The organism is Chryseobacterium sp. 2VB, from assembly GCF_005503635.1.
GTDB classification, from domain to species: Bacteria; Bacteroidota; Bacteroidia; order Flavobacteriales; family Weeksellaceae; genus Chryseobacterium; species Chryseobacterium cupriresistens.
Window position 1 is genome coordinate 24,229 of the sequence record NZ_SCNC01000027.1, and the last position, 14,871, is coordinate 39,099.

13 protein-coding genes are annotated in these 14,871 nt (G+C 30.7%); 5 read left to right on the plus strand and 8 right to left on the minus strand.

What is annotated here, in order from left to right; translation table 11 throughout:
- Positions 1–5 precede the first annotated feature (5 nt).
- Positions 6–3,398, plus strand: coding sequence for a hypothetical protein (locus FFS26_RS19135; RefSeq protein WP_137905827.1), 3,393 nt, complete (start codon positions 6–8; stop codon positions 3,396–3,398).
- A 56-nt stretch (positions 3,399–3,454) separates the two neighbouring features.
- Here the strand turns inward: FFS26_RS19135 and FFS26_RS19140 are convergent, their stop codons facing one another.
- The 7 genes from FFS26_RS19140 to FFS26_RS19170 form a co-directional block, all read right to left on the minus strand.
- Positions 3,455–4,576 carry a hypothetical protein gene (locus tag FFS26_RS19140; RefSeq protein ID WP_137905828.1) on the minus strand — a complete coding sequence of 374 codons (1,122 nt, stop codon included), beginning with the start codon at positions 4,574–4,576 and terminating at the stop codon, positions 3,455–3,457.
- Positions 4,577–5,043: 467 nt separating this feature from the next.
- A complete protein-coding gene (locus FFS26_RS19145) occupies positions 5,044–5,901 on the minus strand; it encodes a ParB/RepB/Spo0J family partition protein (RefSeq protein WP_137905829.1) in 858 nt (285 codons plus the stop codon).
- Positions 5,902–6,026: 125 nt separating this feature from the next.
- The gene (locus FFS26_RS19150) at positions 6,027–6,302 is read right to left on the minus strand and encodes a helix-turn-helix domain-containing protein (protein ID WP_137905830.1); all 276 of its coding nucleotides are present in this window, start codon (positions 6,300–6,302) and stop codon (positions 6,027–6,029) included.
- Between the two features lie 132 nt (positions 6,303–6,434).
- Positions 6,435–7,922 carry a hypothetical protein gene (locus FFS26_RS19155; protein ID WP_137905831.1) on the minus strand — a complete coding sequence of 496 codons (1,488 nt, stop codon included), beginning with the start codon at positions 7,920–7,922 and terminating at the stop codon, positions 6,435–6,437.
- A gap of 12 nt (positions 7,923–7,934) precedes the next feature.
- Complete coding sequence (locus tag FFS26_RS19160; protein WP_137905832.1) at positions 7,935–9,203, minus strand: phage integrase SAM-like domain-containing protein; 1,269 nt, start codon at positions 9,201–9,203, stop codon at positions 7,935–7,937.
- Between the two features lie 133 nt (positions 9,204–9,336).
- Positions 9,337–10,458: a recombinase family protein gene (locus FFS26_RS19165; protein WP_137905833.1), complete on the minus strand. Its 1,122-nt coding sequence runs from the start codon at positions 10,456–10,458 to the stop codon at positions 9,337–9,339.
- A 9-nt stretch (positions 10,459–10,467) separates the two neighbouring features.
- Complete coding sequence (locus FFS26_RS19170; protein WP_137905834.1) at positions 10,468–10,923, minus strand: hypothetical protein; 456 nt, start codon at positions 10,921–10,923, stop codon at positions 10,468–10,470.
- Positions 10,924–11,394: 471 nt separating this feature from the next.
- Between FFS26_RS19170 and FFS26_RS19175 the strand changes: the two genes are divergently transcribed.
- Positions 11,395–11,736: an alpha-ketoglutarate-dependent dioxygenase AlkB gene (locus tag FFS26_RS19175; protein ID WP_228406515.1), complete on the plus strand. Its 342-nt coding sequence runs from the start codon at positions 11,395–11,397 to the stop codon at positions 11,734–11,736.
- Between the two features lie 214 nt (positions 11,737–11,950).
- Here the strand turns inward: FFS26_RS19175 and FFS26_RS19180 are convergent, their stop codons facing one another.
- On the minus strand, positions 11,951–12,091 hold the full coding sequence (locus tag FFS26_RS19180) for a bacteriocin-like protein (RefSeq protein ID WP_110010354.1): 141 nt from the start codon (positions 12,089–12,091) through the stop codon (positions 11,951–11,953).
- 468 nt (positions 12,092–12,559) lie between these two features.
- Here FFS26_RS19180 and FFS26_RS19190 point away from each other — a divergent pair, with 468 nt between their 5' ends.
- The 3 genes from FFS26_RS19190 to FFS26_RS19200 all read left to right on the plus strand — a co-directional run bounded on the left by FFS26_RS19190 (position 12,560) and on the right by FFS26_RS19200 (position 14,867).
- Positions 12,560–12,805 carry a hypothetical protein gene (locus FFS26_RS19190; RefSeq protein ID WP_137905835.1) on the plus strand — a complete coding sequence of 82 codons (246 nt, stop codon included), beginning with the start codon at positions 12,560–12,562 and terminating at the stop codon, positions 12,803–12,805.
- 186 nt (positions 12,806–12,991) lie between these two features.
- Positions 12,992–13,816, plus strand: a complete 825-nt coding sequence (locus tag FFS26_RS19195) for a helix-turn-helix domain-containing protein (protein ID WP_228406514.1) — start codon at positions 12,992–12,994, stop codon at positions 13,814–13,816.
- A 229-nt stretch (positions 13,817–14,045) separates the two neighbouring features.
- Complete coding sequence (locus tag FFS26_RS19200) at positions 14,046–14,867, plus strand: alpha/beta fold hydrolase (RefSeq protein WP_110010351.1); 822 nt, start codon at positions 14,046–14,048, stop codon at positions 14,865–14,867.
- Positions 14,868–14,871 lie beyond the last annotated feature (4 nt).

The following is a 14,871-nucleotide window of genomic DNA, read 5'->3' on the forward strand; positions in this document are numbered from 1 at the left end:
TAAAGATGAATAAAAATGTTGTGACTGGAAATATAACTGCTAATGGGAATGTTACAGTGGGGGATGGAAATATTAATGCAGATACAATAATTCAATTTATTAATGGATTAGAAATTTTAGTTCAAGACTATAAAGACCAATTAACTAAAATCTCTACTTTACTTTCTGAATTCAAGCCTAAAACTGCTTTAAGTCTATTACAAGAATTAGAAAATAGAATAATTGATAAAAATATAGACCAGAAAGACCTTCTAAAAGCAAAAATTTTATACTTAAAAGGTTTATGTAAATCAGAAATTCAAACATTTACAAAAGAAGATTCTGCAATGGATTTTGTAAATGCGTACAATTTGAATAAAGGTGATAATAGCTTTAGGGATAGAGCATGTTTTGAATATCTTAATCTAGATGAAAAAACAAAGGCGAAGAATTTAGCTGAAGAAATTCTAAAAATTGAAGAGTTTAATGTTTCAGCATGGTATGTTAAATGCACACTCTTAGATGATTTGTCGGAAATTACAAATATTTTACCTAAAGCGTTAAAGAATAATAATGATTTTATTAGCTCATTGATTATTAGGGTACTTAAAGTTGATGGAATTAAATCCTTTGATGATTTAAAAAAATATGGTCTTGAGTACAAATTTGATATTAATGAGTTTACAGAGTTAACCTATACAACTAAAATTAAATGGGTAATAAATATAAATTTACTTTTAGATAAATTCTTTTCAGAATTTCCTTTAAGATATATTTCAGGAAACACATTTATTTCAGAAAGAAATACAAGCATAGATAATACATTAAACTTACTTGAACGATATATTTTTACATTAAGCACCACAGAATTGGCTGATTCCTTATCAGTTTATGAATTTTACTATTACTATCTGAAATATTTGCTTGAGAATAAAAATGAAGATTTTGAACAATTAGAAACAAAATATAAAAACTTGTCGGAAGTACATTGGTCTTTTACTGTATGTATGTGCCAAGTTTTAAATCATAAAGAAAAGTTTACAGATTCATTAAATATTTTAGACGAATACTACACAAAGGCAAACGAGAACATTGCAGAGTACTACATTTACAAGTCAGTTGTTTTAGCTATTTTACAAAGGTATGATGAAGTTGAAGAAATGCTAATGAATTATTTAGGACTAAAGGAAAATTTAGATGATACAGCAGTCCTAAATATTTTTTCAACATTTTTAAATATTCAGAAAAAACATTGTAATAAAGAATTGTTCCAGAGAGAATATAATGAAATGATGAAAATGAAGTATGTCTCCGAAGACCTTAAAAAACTTGTAGACGTTACTTTAAAAATTAATTTTTTAGAAGAAAAAAGTGAAGATGTTATACAGCAGCTGAGAGAAATTGAAAGTAAAAGTTTTAAATTATCTGAATGCAAAAGTCTTGTAGCAAGAAATTTTGAAGAATTAGGATTAAGGTCAGAAGCTATCAAGTATTTGGAAACTTTCATAGATAAAACTAAAATAACAGATGAGCTTAGATTGTATATTCATCTTTTAATAAATCAACTATATGATAAAGATGATACTGAAAGAAGATATAAAGAACTTCTTGAGCTATTAAAGTTTTGGAGAGAAAATAGTGATTATGTTGATGAAGAGTTTTTGCGAATTGAACATAATTTGTATAGTAATATTAATGACTTAGATAATCTCGAAATTGTAGACAGTCTTTTATATGAGTATTTTCCTGAAAATGAATTATATCTTTTTCATTTTATATTAATTCTTGAAAAGAAAAAAGCCTTTTATAAAATATCACAAATTTCTACTAATCTTAAAAGTTATTTTGAAGATGAGGTTTATGGCGTTAATATTTGCATTATTTTATTAAGAAATAAAATTAATGTCTCGAAGGCTTTTTCCTTATTATATAATTTAGCACAAGACAAAAATAACCTAAAGGCTAGAAAAACTTATTTTACTCATTCATTAATAATAAATGACTTCTTTGAAAAATTTGAGGAAGTTAAGATTGGTAATTGGGTAGAATATAATATTGATAATACCACGCACAAAATAAAAATTACAAAAGATGAAGGGCTACAAGGGAAATTTATAGGTCGTAAAGTCGGTGATACATTCATTGAAATTACAAAAATGGCAGGGATTAATAAAAACATTCAAATATTAGATATATATAATGATGCGGTAAAATTATTCAAAGATATTTCGGAAGAAGCACATAACCCATTGAACGAACTTGGTTTTGAATCATTAAATCTGCCACAAAAAATTGAGAATTTTGAAGAATTTCTCATGAGCCACTTTGGAGCAAAAGGTAGTGAAGAAAAAAAATTCAGAGAATCACAATTAAATGATTATTATAATTGTCGAATTGGTTTTTTAGAAATTACTCGCTCTGTATTTAAAGATGACTTTATACAAGCATACAATCATTTAACTAATGATAATAAAGGTCAGTTTACAACAGTTCCTAGTTCATTAATTAACAATTACACCACTGAGGAATATGGATTAGATATAAGTGTAATCCTTTTATTTTATTTTTTAGAAAAAGAATTTGGATTTAAATTTATTCACAAATTTAAAATCAATTACCAAACAAAAGAACATGTTGAAAAAGAAATTTTAGAATTAAAAAACTCACCAGTTTCAACTTTATCAGTAAATATTACTTTAGAAAAAATAGAGAGATATATTTTTCCAGATGATATAAATGACAGAAGAATAGAGTTTTTGGAAAGTGTTTTGAAATGGATGGAGGATAATTGTGAGGTTGATATGGTGATTGAAAAATTAGAAGTATATCCAAAGTTCACAATGGAGACACAGGACAATTCTGATTTTATGAAAAACTTTGTCGATAATTTTTATATGTCATCTAGAGAGAAATTTAGATTAATAAGCAGTGACATATCTTTATTTGTCTACAAACAAAACAAAAGTATCTATAATAATCAATTGAATCCTGAACAATATCTTAAAACTTTTTATTCTGACAAATGTGATGAAACTTTTTACAGACAACTTCTAAAATGGAATTATTTAGGAATTGACATTAATTTAAACGTTTTGAAAAATGAATTTTTTGATTTGTTAGGTGGTAAAGAAAATTACTATTCTAAAGCTGTGGAAAATTTGCAGTTTTCAGTTTGCTCCAATCAGCAAATTATATATACATGCAGTAAGTTTCTAAAAGAAGTCTACTTAATTATTTCCATGACTATCGAAAATAAAAATAGATATGCACTTGACCTTTTTGCTAGTAATTTTAATCTAATGCCTGGAGAAATAGTTAATTTGTATGAATCAGTTCTAAGAAGTGAATTCAAGCTACTAGGCGATTATTATGATAACGTGCTGTCACAGTTTAAATTAGCTAAAAAACTGTATAGTTAAATCGATAAATTAATAAGCCCCGATTGATAAAACACAGTCAGGGTTTATTATTTATATTATCTCCAAATTTTTTGAGTCATATTCGGAACATAACCAATCTCACGGATAAATATTTCATGCATTAATTCATAAACTTGGTCTAAATCTGATTCTTTTACCACTAAGCAATCATGCAATGTAAAAAACGGAATCTTTCTTTTAAAAGTATTGTTTATCTCTCGAGCAATAGTGTGAACCATAAAATAAGATTCTAATTGAAACAGCAAATATGAAAGTCTTTTATGTCTTTCAGACGGCAGAACACCCTCAAATTTTACTCTTTTAAACTTTTTGGTAAGCTCATATATCTTAGGAAAATGATTGTAAAATACGGCTTGTTCCTGTATATAATATTTAGGATGCGCAAAAAGCATAGCTAAGAATTTATTTTTAGTATATTTTCTTAGGTCGTCTTCATCACCATCAAATTGCCTGTTAAACATCATTTCAAAACTTGATTCAAAGTTCGGCAAGTTCATAAAACTGTCTTTAAAATACTCATAAAGTTCGTTATTCAGCACAAGTTCCCTGAAATCTGCTATCTCCCTGTCAGAAGGCTTTACCAAAGATTCTACTATCATATAATGATAGAGTATATCCTGACTGCATAGCTGTGTGCATAGTATCCCCGCCTTAGTCTCCCTGCTGATAGTAGGAATAGAGAGTATATAGGACAGGAAGAATGGGATTGAGGACGACAAATCGACTTCCGCCAGATTCTCACCATCATATTTCAGATACTTTCTACATAATTTAGAAAAAGATGTTATAGCGGTATGCAATCTACCGTCCGTTTCAGGCTTGTTATAAAAGTTAAAACATCCATTTTTAAAATCTACTACTCTTTGAGCATTCAAAAGATACTTGTTATAGTCTCCCGTCTGCAAATAGTCCATATAAAGCTCATTTAATGCTGATTCTGCGTCTAATTCAAAGCGAGACATATCAAAGTAACCTCGTGTAAAATCAAAGCGTTTCCGAACGGTATTATCAATCTGAGGTGCATTAATTTTTATGATTTTACGGGCGAAAGTTTTGTCAGTGATACAATACATTTCTAATTCACCATCCCCCCAATAATATTTAGGTAAGTGATAAGCATAGCAACCACCTGGCTTATAATTTCGCTTCCAAAGCATCCGCCCCTCACCCCCGAAATCCCGATAAAGATAATTTATATTCTGTTTAGAATTTCTGTAAATAGATTGATTAATTTCTGAGCATCGTGGATAAAATGATTTATTACTGATTCAAAGCTGCCATATTCTTCAGTATCTTTATTGCATGATTCTTTAATGATGTCGGAGATAAAATAATAACAATAATCTACGCTTAATTTAAAATCAGGCGGGAATTTAGACAATCTTTGTTCTAAATTTAGATGTTTGGGTATTAAGACATAATATTCACTCATAATAATGTTATAAAAAGGGCATAAAAAGGGCTGTACACAGCTTTTTTGCAATGCATTCAGGTTTTGTTATAAGAAATGTTTTAATTGATTTTTGGAGTATTCACAAGCTTTTTACGGTATGTGTACGCAGAGTTACGCAGTGTAGTAGTAAAAAGATTTTGTTTTCTCAGCCTTATACCTGTGTGTATAAGGTCAGTCCTCAATTATAAATACGGCATATTTCAAACTAGGGCTTTGAGACATTGTATCTTTTACTTTGGTTTTATCTTTAGCCATAATAAAACACTCAACTTGATTAGTGATTAAAAGATGCCTGCCCGCATGATAATCCAATACATATTGTGGTTCATGGATTTCAGGTTGAATATTTAATTGTTGTTTTTCCTCTAATGCTAACTTGTTTTCAATTGCAGAGGCAATATTTATTTCTTTTATCTTCAACCTGTCTTGGACTTGATTATATGCCGCACTAATACTTAGTTTTTCGTTCAGCATTTGACTGATAATACCATAAAACTTACTACTTGTTACACTTCTATATCTAGCCGTAGTAGTCCTGCCAACACCCGCTAGCTTGGCTATTTCTAAAATAGTATCAACTTTATCATCTATGTATTCGCCCCTGCCTGCCTTAGCAAGATTTTCTTTTGCTCTTTTTACAATAGTTTCTTCGTGCAAACAGGCAAATTTTAGCTTTTCCACAGGAGTAAGATTTCTTCTTTGGCATTGGTTTTTAACCATCCAGAACTGTATATCTGAAAGGGATTCAAAATCTTCTTTGATTTCTTTTGTTGGAATATCTGAAATTTCCAACTCTATACACGCTTTTAACCGCATATGACCATCAATAACTAGCTTGATTCCGCCTGCCGTGGCATAATACAAAATCGGGTCAAGAACACCGTTTTTGGCAATATCTTCTTTTAATTGGTTGTATCGATTTAAATCTGTTATTGATAAGTAAGATTGCAGCTCCCAAATAGTTGTTAAATCTTGATAATGATAATAAACATTGTAGTTTTTATTGAATAATTGAATTGTATTTGACATGATAATTGTTATTTTGAATATGGCACAAGAGATACACACACAATACTCAAATTGTGCTTTGATTAAACATAAAAGTGTGGTAAATGATTAAGAAATAATTGGATTGGGAAGAAGTTCCCTCGGTTTTAAGAAGCTTGGTTCAATTTTGAGAATACTTCATCTTTTGAGTAATAAACTCTATTACCGATTTTAGTATTTTTTAATGTACCGTCATTATTCCAATGAAATAATGTTGTCAAACTTACATTTAAAAGTTTTGCTGTTTCTTCACGAGTATAAAACTCTTTTTCCGCTGATTGTACGGGAATAATTTTTTCTAATTCTTCCCTAACTAATTTTTGAATAAACTGACCAAAAGATTCTATATCTATTTGCATCAATTGAATGGCTGAATTTGTCATAATTTTTATTTGTTTAAGATTATGATGCAAAGGTTCAGATAGGGAAAATAGGGAAAAAGCAGGGAAAATATTTTTAAGACAAAACAATTTAACTTGCTGATTATCAGTTGTAAAAATTTTAATTATTTTTTATCATGGAATCGGTTTTAATTTTTCCCTATTAATTCCTAATGAATATTCAATTTCTGTAAGAAAAGCATCAGTAGTTTTAAAAGTGAAAGGATAGTGTTTACCTTGTGTATTATCAATGTCAATAAAATTTTTAAGATATTGTTGTTTTACCTCTCTTTTATTATCTGTATTGAATTTAGTAATTTTTTCAAAGGAAGCAATGGTATCAAATTTCTTTCCTTCAACGTCAAAGAAGTAATCGAAAATATAGAAGAAGTAACAAAACCTAAAAAAATAAATATCATTTTTGAATTCTACTCCTTTAATACCGTTACTACTATATTTATTTTCTGAAAGTGCATTTAAAATAATTTTTATAGTACCGTTATCAAAGGATTTTGATTGTAAATAATCAACAAAAGCCGATTTTTCTTTCATAAAAATATCTAATTCATTCTCAAGAAACTTGTTTTCCTGTAAATGTACTTTATCTCCATATCGCTGTAAATTCAGATATTTCAACTTCATTCCGTAAAGAGAATGTTCTGCATTTAATTCTAAATACTGATATAAATTGACTCCTGTAAGGTCTGCAAATCGTAATAGTTCTGATGCGCTTAATATGTTAAGGTAGTTTTTAAGAGATTCTTCCAAAGAGATAAAAGATGATTGTAAAGATATAATAGAAGATTCGGTGTAAACAAAAAAAGAACCATCAAGTTGCGGAGTCTGAAATGAATGCTCAAAAAGTAATTTTTCATTTTCATTTATTTGATAATCCAGATATTTTTCACGACTTGAATATTTGTTTATAAGAACTGATTCTGATACCCCATTAACTTCCCTTATAAAACGACTTAAAAAGTTTGATGCCCTTTTTTCTAAAGACAATACAAGTGATGCATAATAACTTATATAAATATTTGGAGATATAATTCTAAGAAGTAAATAGTTTTGAAAATGTTCTGATATGACAGCAGAATTAATTTCGTTTTGATTAATTGGTAAACTTTCAGATTTATGCTTTTGAAGTTGCTGTACTATATTGGTTGTAATAATAATTATAGTTTTAATTACATTTACTATATTATTAATCTCTTCATCATTATAAATTTCATCAATTGACCCAATATTAGGAAAATCTACTGTTCCATCATTAACAATTACTGCATTTATATTTAGAAAACGGTTTATATACTCGAAATAATCTGTTATTAATTCTTCTGAGCTTTCTACTTTTTGAGGTGACAGCTCCTTTGGGTAAAGAGACAATAAGTCATTTATTGTTTGGGAGATAATTGTATTTTTAATATCAATGCCTAAGTCTGGTTGTATAACGTCCAGCCTGGCTATTATATCTCTAATTTCAGGTATATGTGTAGGCTTTTCAACTTCAAAATTTTGTAAAAAAAACTCATGTATGCCATGATATGACACAGGGTCTTCCATAGCTATTACATAAACAATGAAGTCTAATGCGATTCCTTTTTTGGATTCTATGTTAATCATATCTTGCGTAAGTTAAAATCCAATTTTAGCAAAGCTATTTGCTGTTCTCACCGCCATTTCTTTTTCTGTTTTGCCGATATACACTAAAAATTGCTTCTCAGTTGAATGACCTGTCATATACATAATATCTGCCGTAGGTATTAGAGTGTGAAAATTAGTTGCGAAACTTCTTCTTCCGATATGGCTTGCTACAAGTTCATATTTTGGATAATCTCCTAAAACTCCTCTTTTGGTTTTATCTTCCAAGACCTGAGACTTAAGACCGTAAACAATTTCCGAGATTTTAGCATTTTTGCACACAATTTTTATATACTTGTTAAATTTGACATCAGAAATTTTTCTCGGAAATTCTCCATTTCTTTTATCCAATATATTCTGTACCTCTTTAAGCAAAGGAATCTGCATTAGCTTTCCTGTTTTTTCCTGTTTAAATTCTATATATTTTATGTCTTTATCTTCCACAATCATAGATTTTTCAAATCTCAAAAAATCACTCACTCTTTGACCCGTAAAACAGGCTATCATCAGCCAATCTCTTGCATTGTCAAGATAATCATGTGGTTGTGCAGATTTTTTTATACTTTCTAATTCTTCAAAATTTAAGTAAATATGCTTCGGCTTATCCTTTTTAAATTTACTTAAACCCAATTTCCATTCTTTTGTATGTGGATGGGTTTCAATATCGTAATTACTTGCAAATTTTGAAATAACTTTAATATCTCTTAATTTACTATATATTGTTTCGTGTTTGTAATTTATATTCAAACAATATTTTTCAAAATCGTCTTTGAAATAATTATCAAGATTTTTAAATTCAATTATGGGAACTCTTTTATTATGGTTACAGTAATCAGTAAGCATTGTTTTAAGGACTTTAATTTTATAATTGGTTCTTACTGCTATTGTACTTTTGTTGAGTTCTAAGTAAGTATCTATAAATTCAATGAGATTTGATGAATATATAGATTTTACTTTCGGTTTAAATATTTCGTCAAGACAAGATTGTAGCCATATTTTATAATTTAAAATGCTGTTTTGGTTGGAATATTTTTGCAGTACATGTGATTCAATTTTAGACAGCTTTGTATTAATTGATTCGGTGTCCGTATCAAACATTTTTTTTGATGCTATTTTACATTTGCCATTTTTCCATTCATCGGGAAGGCATTTTAACTCCGATACTGCAAGTCTTACATCAAGGTCTTTATCTCTGAGCCTAATGCAAATATTACTTGGTTTGTTTTTAACGGTACTTCTAAGGAAAAAAGATACTTTAGCCATAAATTATAAATTTTATAGTGTTGCAATTTACTAAATGTGCGCCCAAATTTGTGCCCAAATTTTGAAAGCAATTTAAATTAAGTTGAATTTAAAATAATTAAAACCTCTACAAATATGGTATTCATAGAGGTTTTTAAGTTTTAAGAAGTTGAAGCAAATTAATTGAGTGTAGTTCTTCTGCGGTCACTCTGCGGGAAACAGCACTTTTAGAAGTGCTGTTTCCCTTTTTTTTACTTTTTAACTGATTGTTAATCAGCAATATTTGGGTCAGTGCGGAATTTAATTTGGGTGTTCGAAAAGCATTTTCTTGAAATTCAAGTTTTTCGGCCAAAATCGAACACAATATAGAATTTTTTGTCTCATTATCACCTTTAATGTACAGTTGAGAAAGGTTTGGCAAAATGTTTAGAACCTGGTCAAGCTTTGCTCTAATATCTATATTTTTACGTGATAGCCTTTGATTCTGAAGTTCCATTTCAAGCTCATCAATTTTTTTCTTACTTTCATTTTTAATAATCTGATAATCCTCAAAATCCAATCTGTCTTCGAGATACTTTTCTCTAGCGCTAGATAGCCTATTGGTTAAATTAACAATCTGTTCGGAAAGTTCTCTTTTCTTTCCATCAATATTTTCCTGTATGTATTTAAAATTGCTTAATATTATCTCTTTTAATAACGTATTTACGCTTTCATGGTAATCATATTTCACTAATTCTTTTTCAAAGGCAGAATTAACCTTGTCTGAGCTATGTCTATAGCCGCACTTAGCATTACAGTGATAGTAATAATAAACATTTTTCTTGCCTCTGGATCCGCTACCTGAAATATGTCCTCCACATCGTGGACATTTTAAAAAGCCTCTCAGTGGAAATTCATTTGCAGTGGTAATTTTACCTTTGGGTCTTTCAGCCCAAGTTTTTCCACTTAAAACATTCTGCACTTTATAGAATAGGCTTTCTGATATCAGACTTTCATGATTGGCCTCAACAATACAGGCCTCCTCGTCTTTGTATGCTTTAATATATATTTTACCAATATAAACCGGATTTTTTATTGCTCTGTAAAAAGAAGTACTGCTAATTTTTGCGCCTTCCATCTTATTCATTTTAAGTCTTATCTGGTTGGTCGCATATTTACCCTTAGCAATTTCATTAAATGCCCACCGCATATTTGAAGCCTCAGGTTCTTTTAGGGCCACATATTTTCTTCCATCTTCAGTACATTTATTAATATAACCATAAGACGCGGTGCCCATCAGTCTTCCTTATTTTTGAGCTCTTCTCATCCCATAGAATGTATTAAGTGCTCTTCGATCATTTTCTACCTCTGGTGCAGCTAAATAGATGGCAAGCATCATTTTGTTTTCCGGTATTGTATAGGTCTTCAGAAATTCTTCACCTTCACCGCTTGAATGCTTGAGGTGATGCTCAATCTGTTTTCCAATTTTTTCAGATTCTTTGAGAGGAGAGGTAAAAAAGTTAAATGAAGTAGGGTTTTTGAGCTGGCTGAGGAAATTGGAAAAAAAGTTGGAAAATAAATCGCCCTGCTTATCAATTTTTAAAAACTGATTTTGATTTTTTTGAGTATTGGGAACTGTCATTAGATTTCCTTTTTCATCAACTGTTTTTACCGCTTCAATCTTCTGGGTTTTGGGATTGAAAACCAATAGAGTATTGAGTGAAGAGGGATCAGGATTTTGAGTGTTTGTGCTATCTTCCATGATGTTAAATATTGATTTAACATCGAAGTTAGACATATTGGATAGGAAAAGTTAAAAGTGGAAGTAGGTGGGGATATTTGGCTGGTATTGTCTGGGAAATACCAATAAGACATTAATTTTTAACAGCTTTTTGTCGCTACTATGGTAAAAATAATTAATTTTAGGCCGTCTCGATCGAGACGTTTTTTTTCATCATTTGTGTTTTTTATCCTGTTTTATTATTGATAAAACAGGATTTCTAGTTTGGGTTAATACACAACATATATACCTCCTAATGACTGATGATTACTTTTCTTTAAATCTGTAAATATTCACATGCTTTTTTGAATAAATAATGTTATTATTTAACCTTATTTCCATAATAGATTTTCGATAATTTTTTTAATACCGTGGCACTGATCAGCATTAGTAAAAAAACATAGCCAAATTTTTGATTTAGATTTAAGATAAAGGGAACAGCGTACACAGAAAATGTATGATAAAATGGTATTGACTCCACGGCTGACAGCATGGTATGGGGATTCAAAAGATTATGGTACTCAAGAAAAAGAAAGGGCAAGGAATCCATGGACTCCTGAACTGTTCTTGCTCAAGGAAAGGATAGAAAAAGAGTTTAACTGTAAGTTTAATGGAGTTTTATTAAATCTCTACAGAGACCATAACGATTCTGTGGCTTGGCATAGAGATAAAGAAAGCCGGTATGGTAAACGGCCTGTGATTGCTTCTATCAGCCTTGGGCAAACCAGAAACTTTGATTTCAGGAAAAAAGACCATCATGCCAGTAAGTACAGTTTACCGCTTCCGTATGGTTAATTGCTCATTATGAAAGGCGATTTGCAGCAAAACTGGGAGCATCGGATAGCTAAATCTATAATACCCATGAAAGAGCGGATTAATCTTACGTTCAGGTTAGTTCTTGATTCTTAGGTGTATATAGATGTTTTTAAGGTAATAACCTGTTTTTCATGGTTTACTGTTGTTGAAAGTATTTTGGAAATACGTATCTGAAAAACAGGTTATTCTTTTTTTATGGCTCAAGCCCAGGACCGCCACATGAATTATACGGAACGCATGTTAATTTATCATTTATAAAACATAGCCTGGTACAATCTGCTCCGCCAACAATTGTTTTTAATTCTGCTTTATTAAGCTTTTTTAAATTTTTCATATTAATATATTTTATGTTCACAACAAATCTCAAGAATAATTATTATATAATAGTTTAAATTAACGAATTTTAACGTTCAAACCTTGTTTGTTACTTTGCATTCCAAAATTGATATTCTAAACAAAATCCTTATTCTTATCCTATTCCACTTACCAGGCAGCAAATTGCCAATTTGACAGGTTTGCGGGGTCGAAACAGTAATATGGACGATTAAAAAAATGGCACAAGAAAAGATTCTGAAGCTTGATGGCCGAACGATTTTCTATTAATGTATTTTTATAGTAACCCTGGTTAGGTAAATCCAAAGTATCTACCAGATCTTCAACGATCTCTGATCATAATCATCATAATCCTGTGCATAGGTTTTTAAATGATTACAATCATTCGTTCTACCATATAATAAAAAGAATCAGAAAATAGTGTTAAATTTGATTTGAACAGATCTTTACTATTTGAAAAACTATAATTATGAATGAAGAACTAAAATTTAATCCAGTGGATCAATTTCCTGCCAAGGTAGAAGGAGAGCAATTTTCAAGAACTGTTTTATTGTACGATAAAGATTTAGATAATTTTGATCTGGGCTATTATGACTTTGAGCTTCAGAAATGGCAAGGCATGGGAGGTTTTCAAATTGATGTAATTTGCTGGTCCTACATTCCTGTACCTAATGAATTACAAGTTTCCGGATTTGATTCTGTTACTATTGATTAATTACGGAACTCATTAATTAAAGCCAGATAACCAGATTACTTTAGATACATGAAAGTAATTGGAACTAAAGTATAATGAACTCTTGGATAATAAAGAAATACTGTTGACATTACTGTTATATTATTACTTATTTTTACAGTAGACTTCTAATTAAGTTTATGTACATAGCAATTTTAAATCATTATAATGATAAAGGAATTTTCATTTAAAAAATTTGGCAATTTAGAATTTAGCAAATCCTCCGTTCAAAACGATACCCTCAACAAAATAAACGAACATATCAAAGTACTGTTTATTCCAGAAAAAGCTATTATCCAAGTGGATTTTCAGGAGATTGAAATGAAAACAGATACCTTATTATTTATTAATCCCCATGTCATCTTAAAGCCCTGTGAAACTATTGGAGGGCAATTGATGCATTTTAACAGGGACTTTTACTGTGTGGAAATTCATGATCATGAAGTTGCCTGTGATGGTATTCTGTATAACAATGTGTTTGAAATTCCATTCATCAATTTAAATGAAGAACAGTCTGCTGATATCCAAAAGATCATCAGTGATATTCAGTCCGAATTGAAAAATGAAGATTCCGGTACAGAAGAAATGCTGAGGACATTGTTAAAACTGATCATTCTTAAATCTACCCGCATCTGGAAGCAGCAGCATCAGCTGGCAGACAATATACAGCAGGCCGATGTCCAATTTCTGCGGAAATTCAGCAAATTGGTAGAACAGCATTTCAAGACTCTCCATACTGTAGCTGATTATGCTGATTTGCTTTGTATTACTCCAAAAAATCTAAGTAAAAAAATAAGTCTGGTTAGTAAAGACACACCAAATGAAATTATAAAAAACCGTATTATACTTGAAAGTAAGCGTCTTTTAGTACATACTGCAATGAGTGTCAAAGAGATTGCCCACACATTGAATTACGAAGACGACGCCTATTTTGTCCGCTTTTTCACCAAACACACGGGAATATCCCCAACCAGTTTTAGAAAGCAGTTTTAACCAGGTATTTCTCCAATATCCAGTACAAGCACAGCCCTGATCGGTTGTGCTTTTTTCATATTTACACCTTACTTATCCCAAAAAACAGATTGTTCAAAATACTACTGATTCCTGTTGGGGCAAAAAGTGCAATTCAAAGCGAAAACCATCCATTGATACGCCTTCGGAATTACCCCAACTTTGCAATAACAAAAAGGAACAATAACAACAACAATTAAATAGTAAAGACATGAACAAGTTTACAGTAAAAGACGGAACAGAAATTTATTTCAAAGATTTAGGTGAAGGGCAACCGATATTTTTTCACCATGGATGGCCATTGTCATCCGACGACTGGGATGCACAGATGATGTTCTTTCTGGAAAAAGGATATAGAGTTATTTCCCATGACAGAAGAGGGCACGGAAGATCGACTCAAACCTATAAGGGTAATGACATGGACACGTATGCAGCGGATGTTGCAGAATTGGTAGAGTACCTGGATTTAAAAGATGTGATCCATGTAGGTCATTCAACAGGTGGTGGAGAAGCAATAAGATATGCTGCCCAATATGGAAAAAACCGCGTATCTAAAGTGGTTTTAATAAGTGCAATTACACCTTATATGATTGCTGATGTCAATAATCCTGAAGGGGTGCCACTTGCTGTATTTGACGATATCCGCCATAATACACTTCATAACAGACAGCAATTCTATCAGGATCTTACAGTGCCTTTCTACGGTTACAACAGAGAAGATGCGGTTATTAAAAAAGGTATACAGGACAACTGGTGGAGACAGGGAATGATGGGTGGTATCAAGGCACAATATGATTGTATCAAAGTCTTTTCTGAGACCGATTTTACAAAGGACCTAAAAAGTCTGGAAATACCTGTTTTAGTACTCCATGGTGATGATGATCAGATTGTGCCTTATCAGACTACGGCAGTAAAGGCTGCACAACTTCTTAAAAATAGCCAACTGATCATTTATCCGGGCTATTCTCACGGCATGCCTACCATCAATGCTGATGTAATCAATAAGGATATCCTATCATTTATAAAAGAATAGAAAT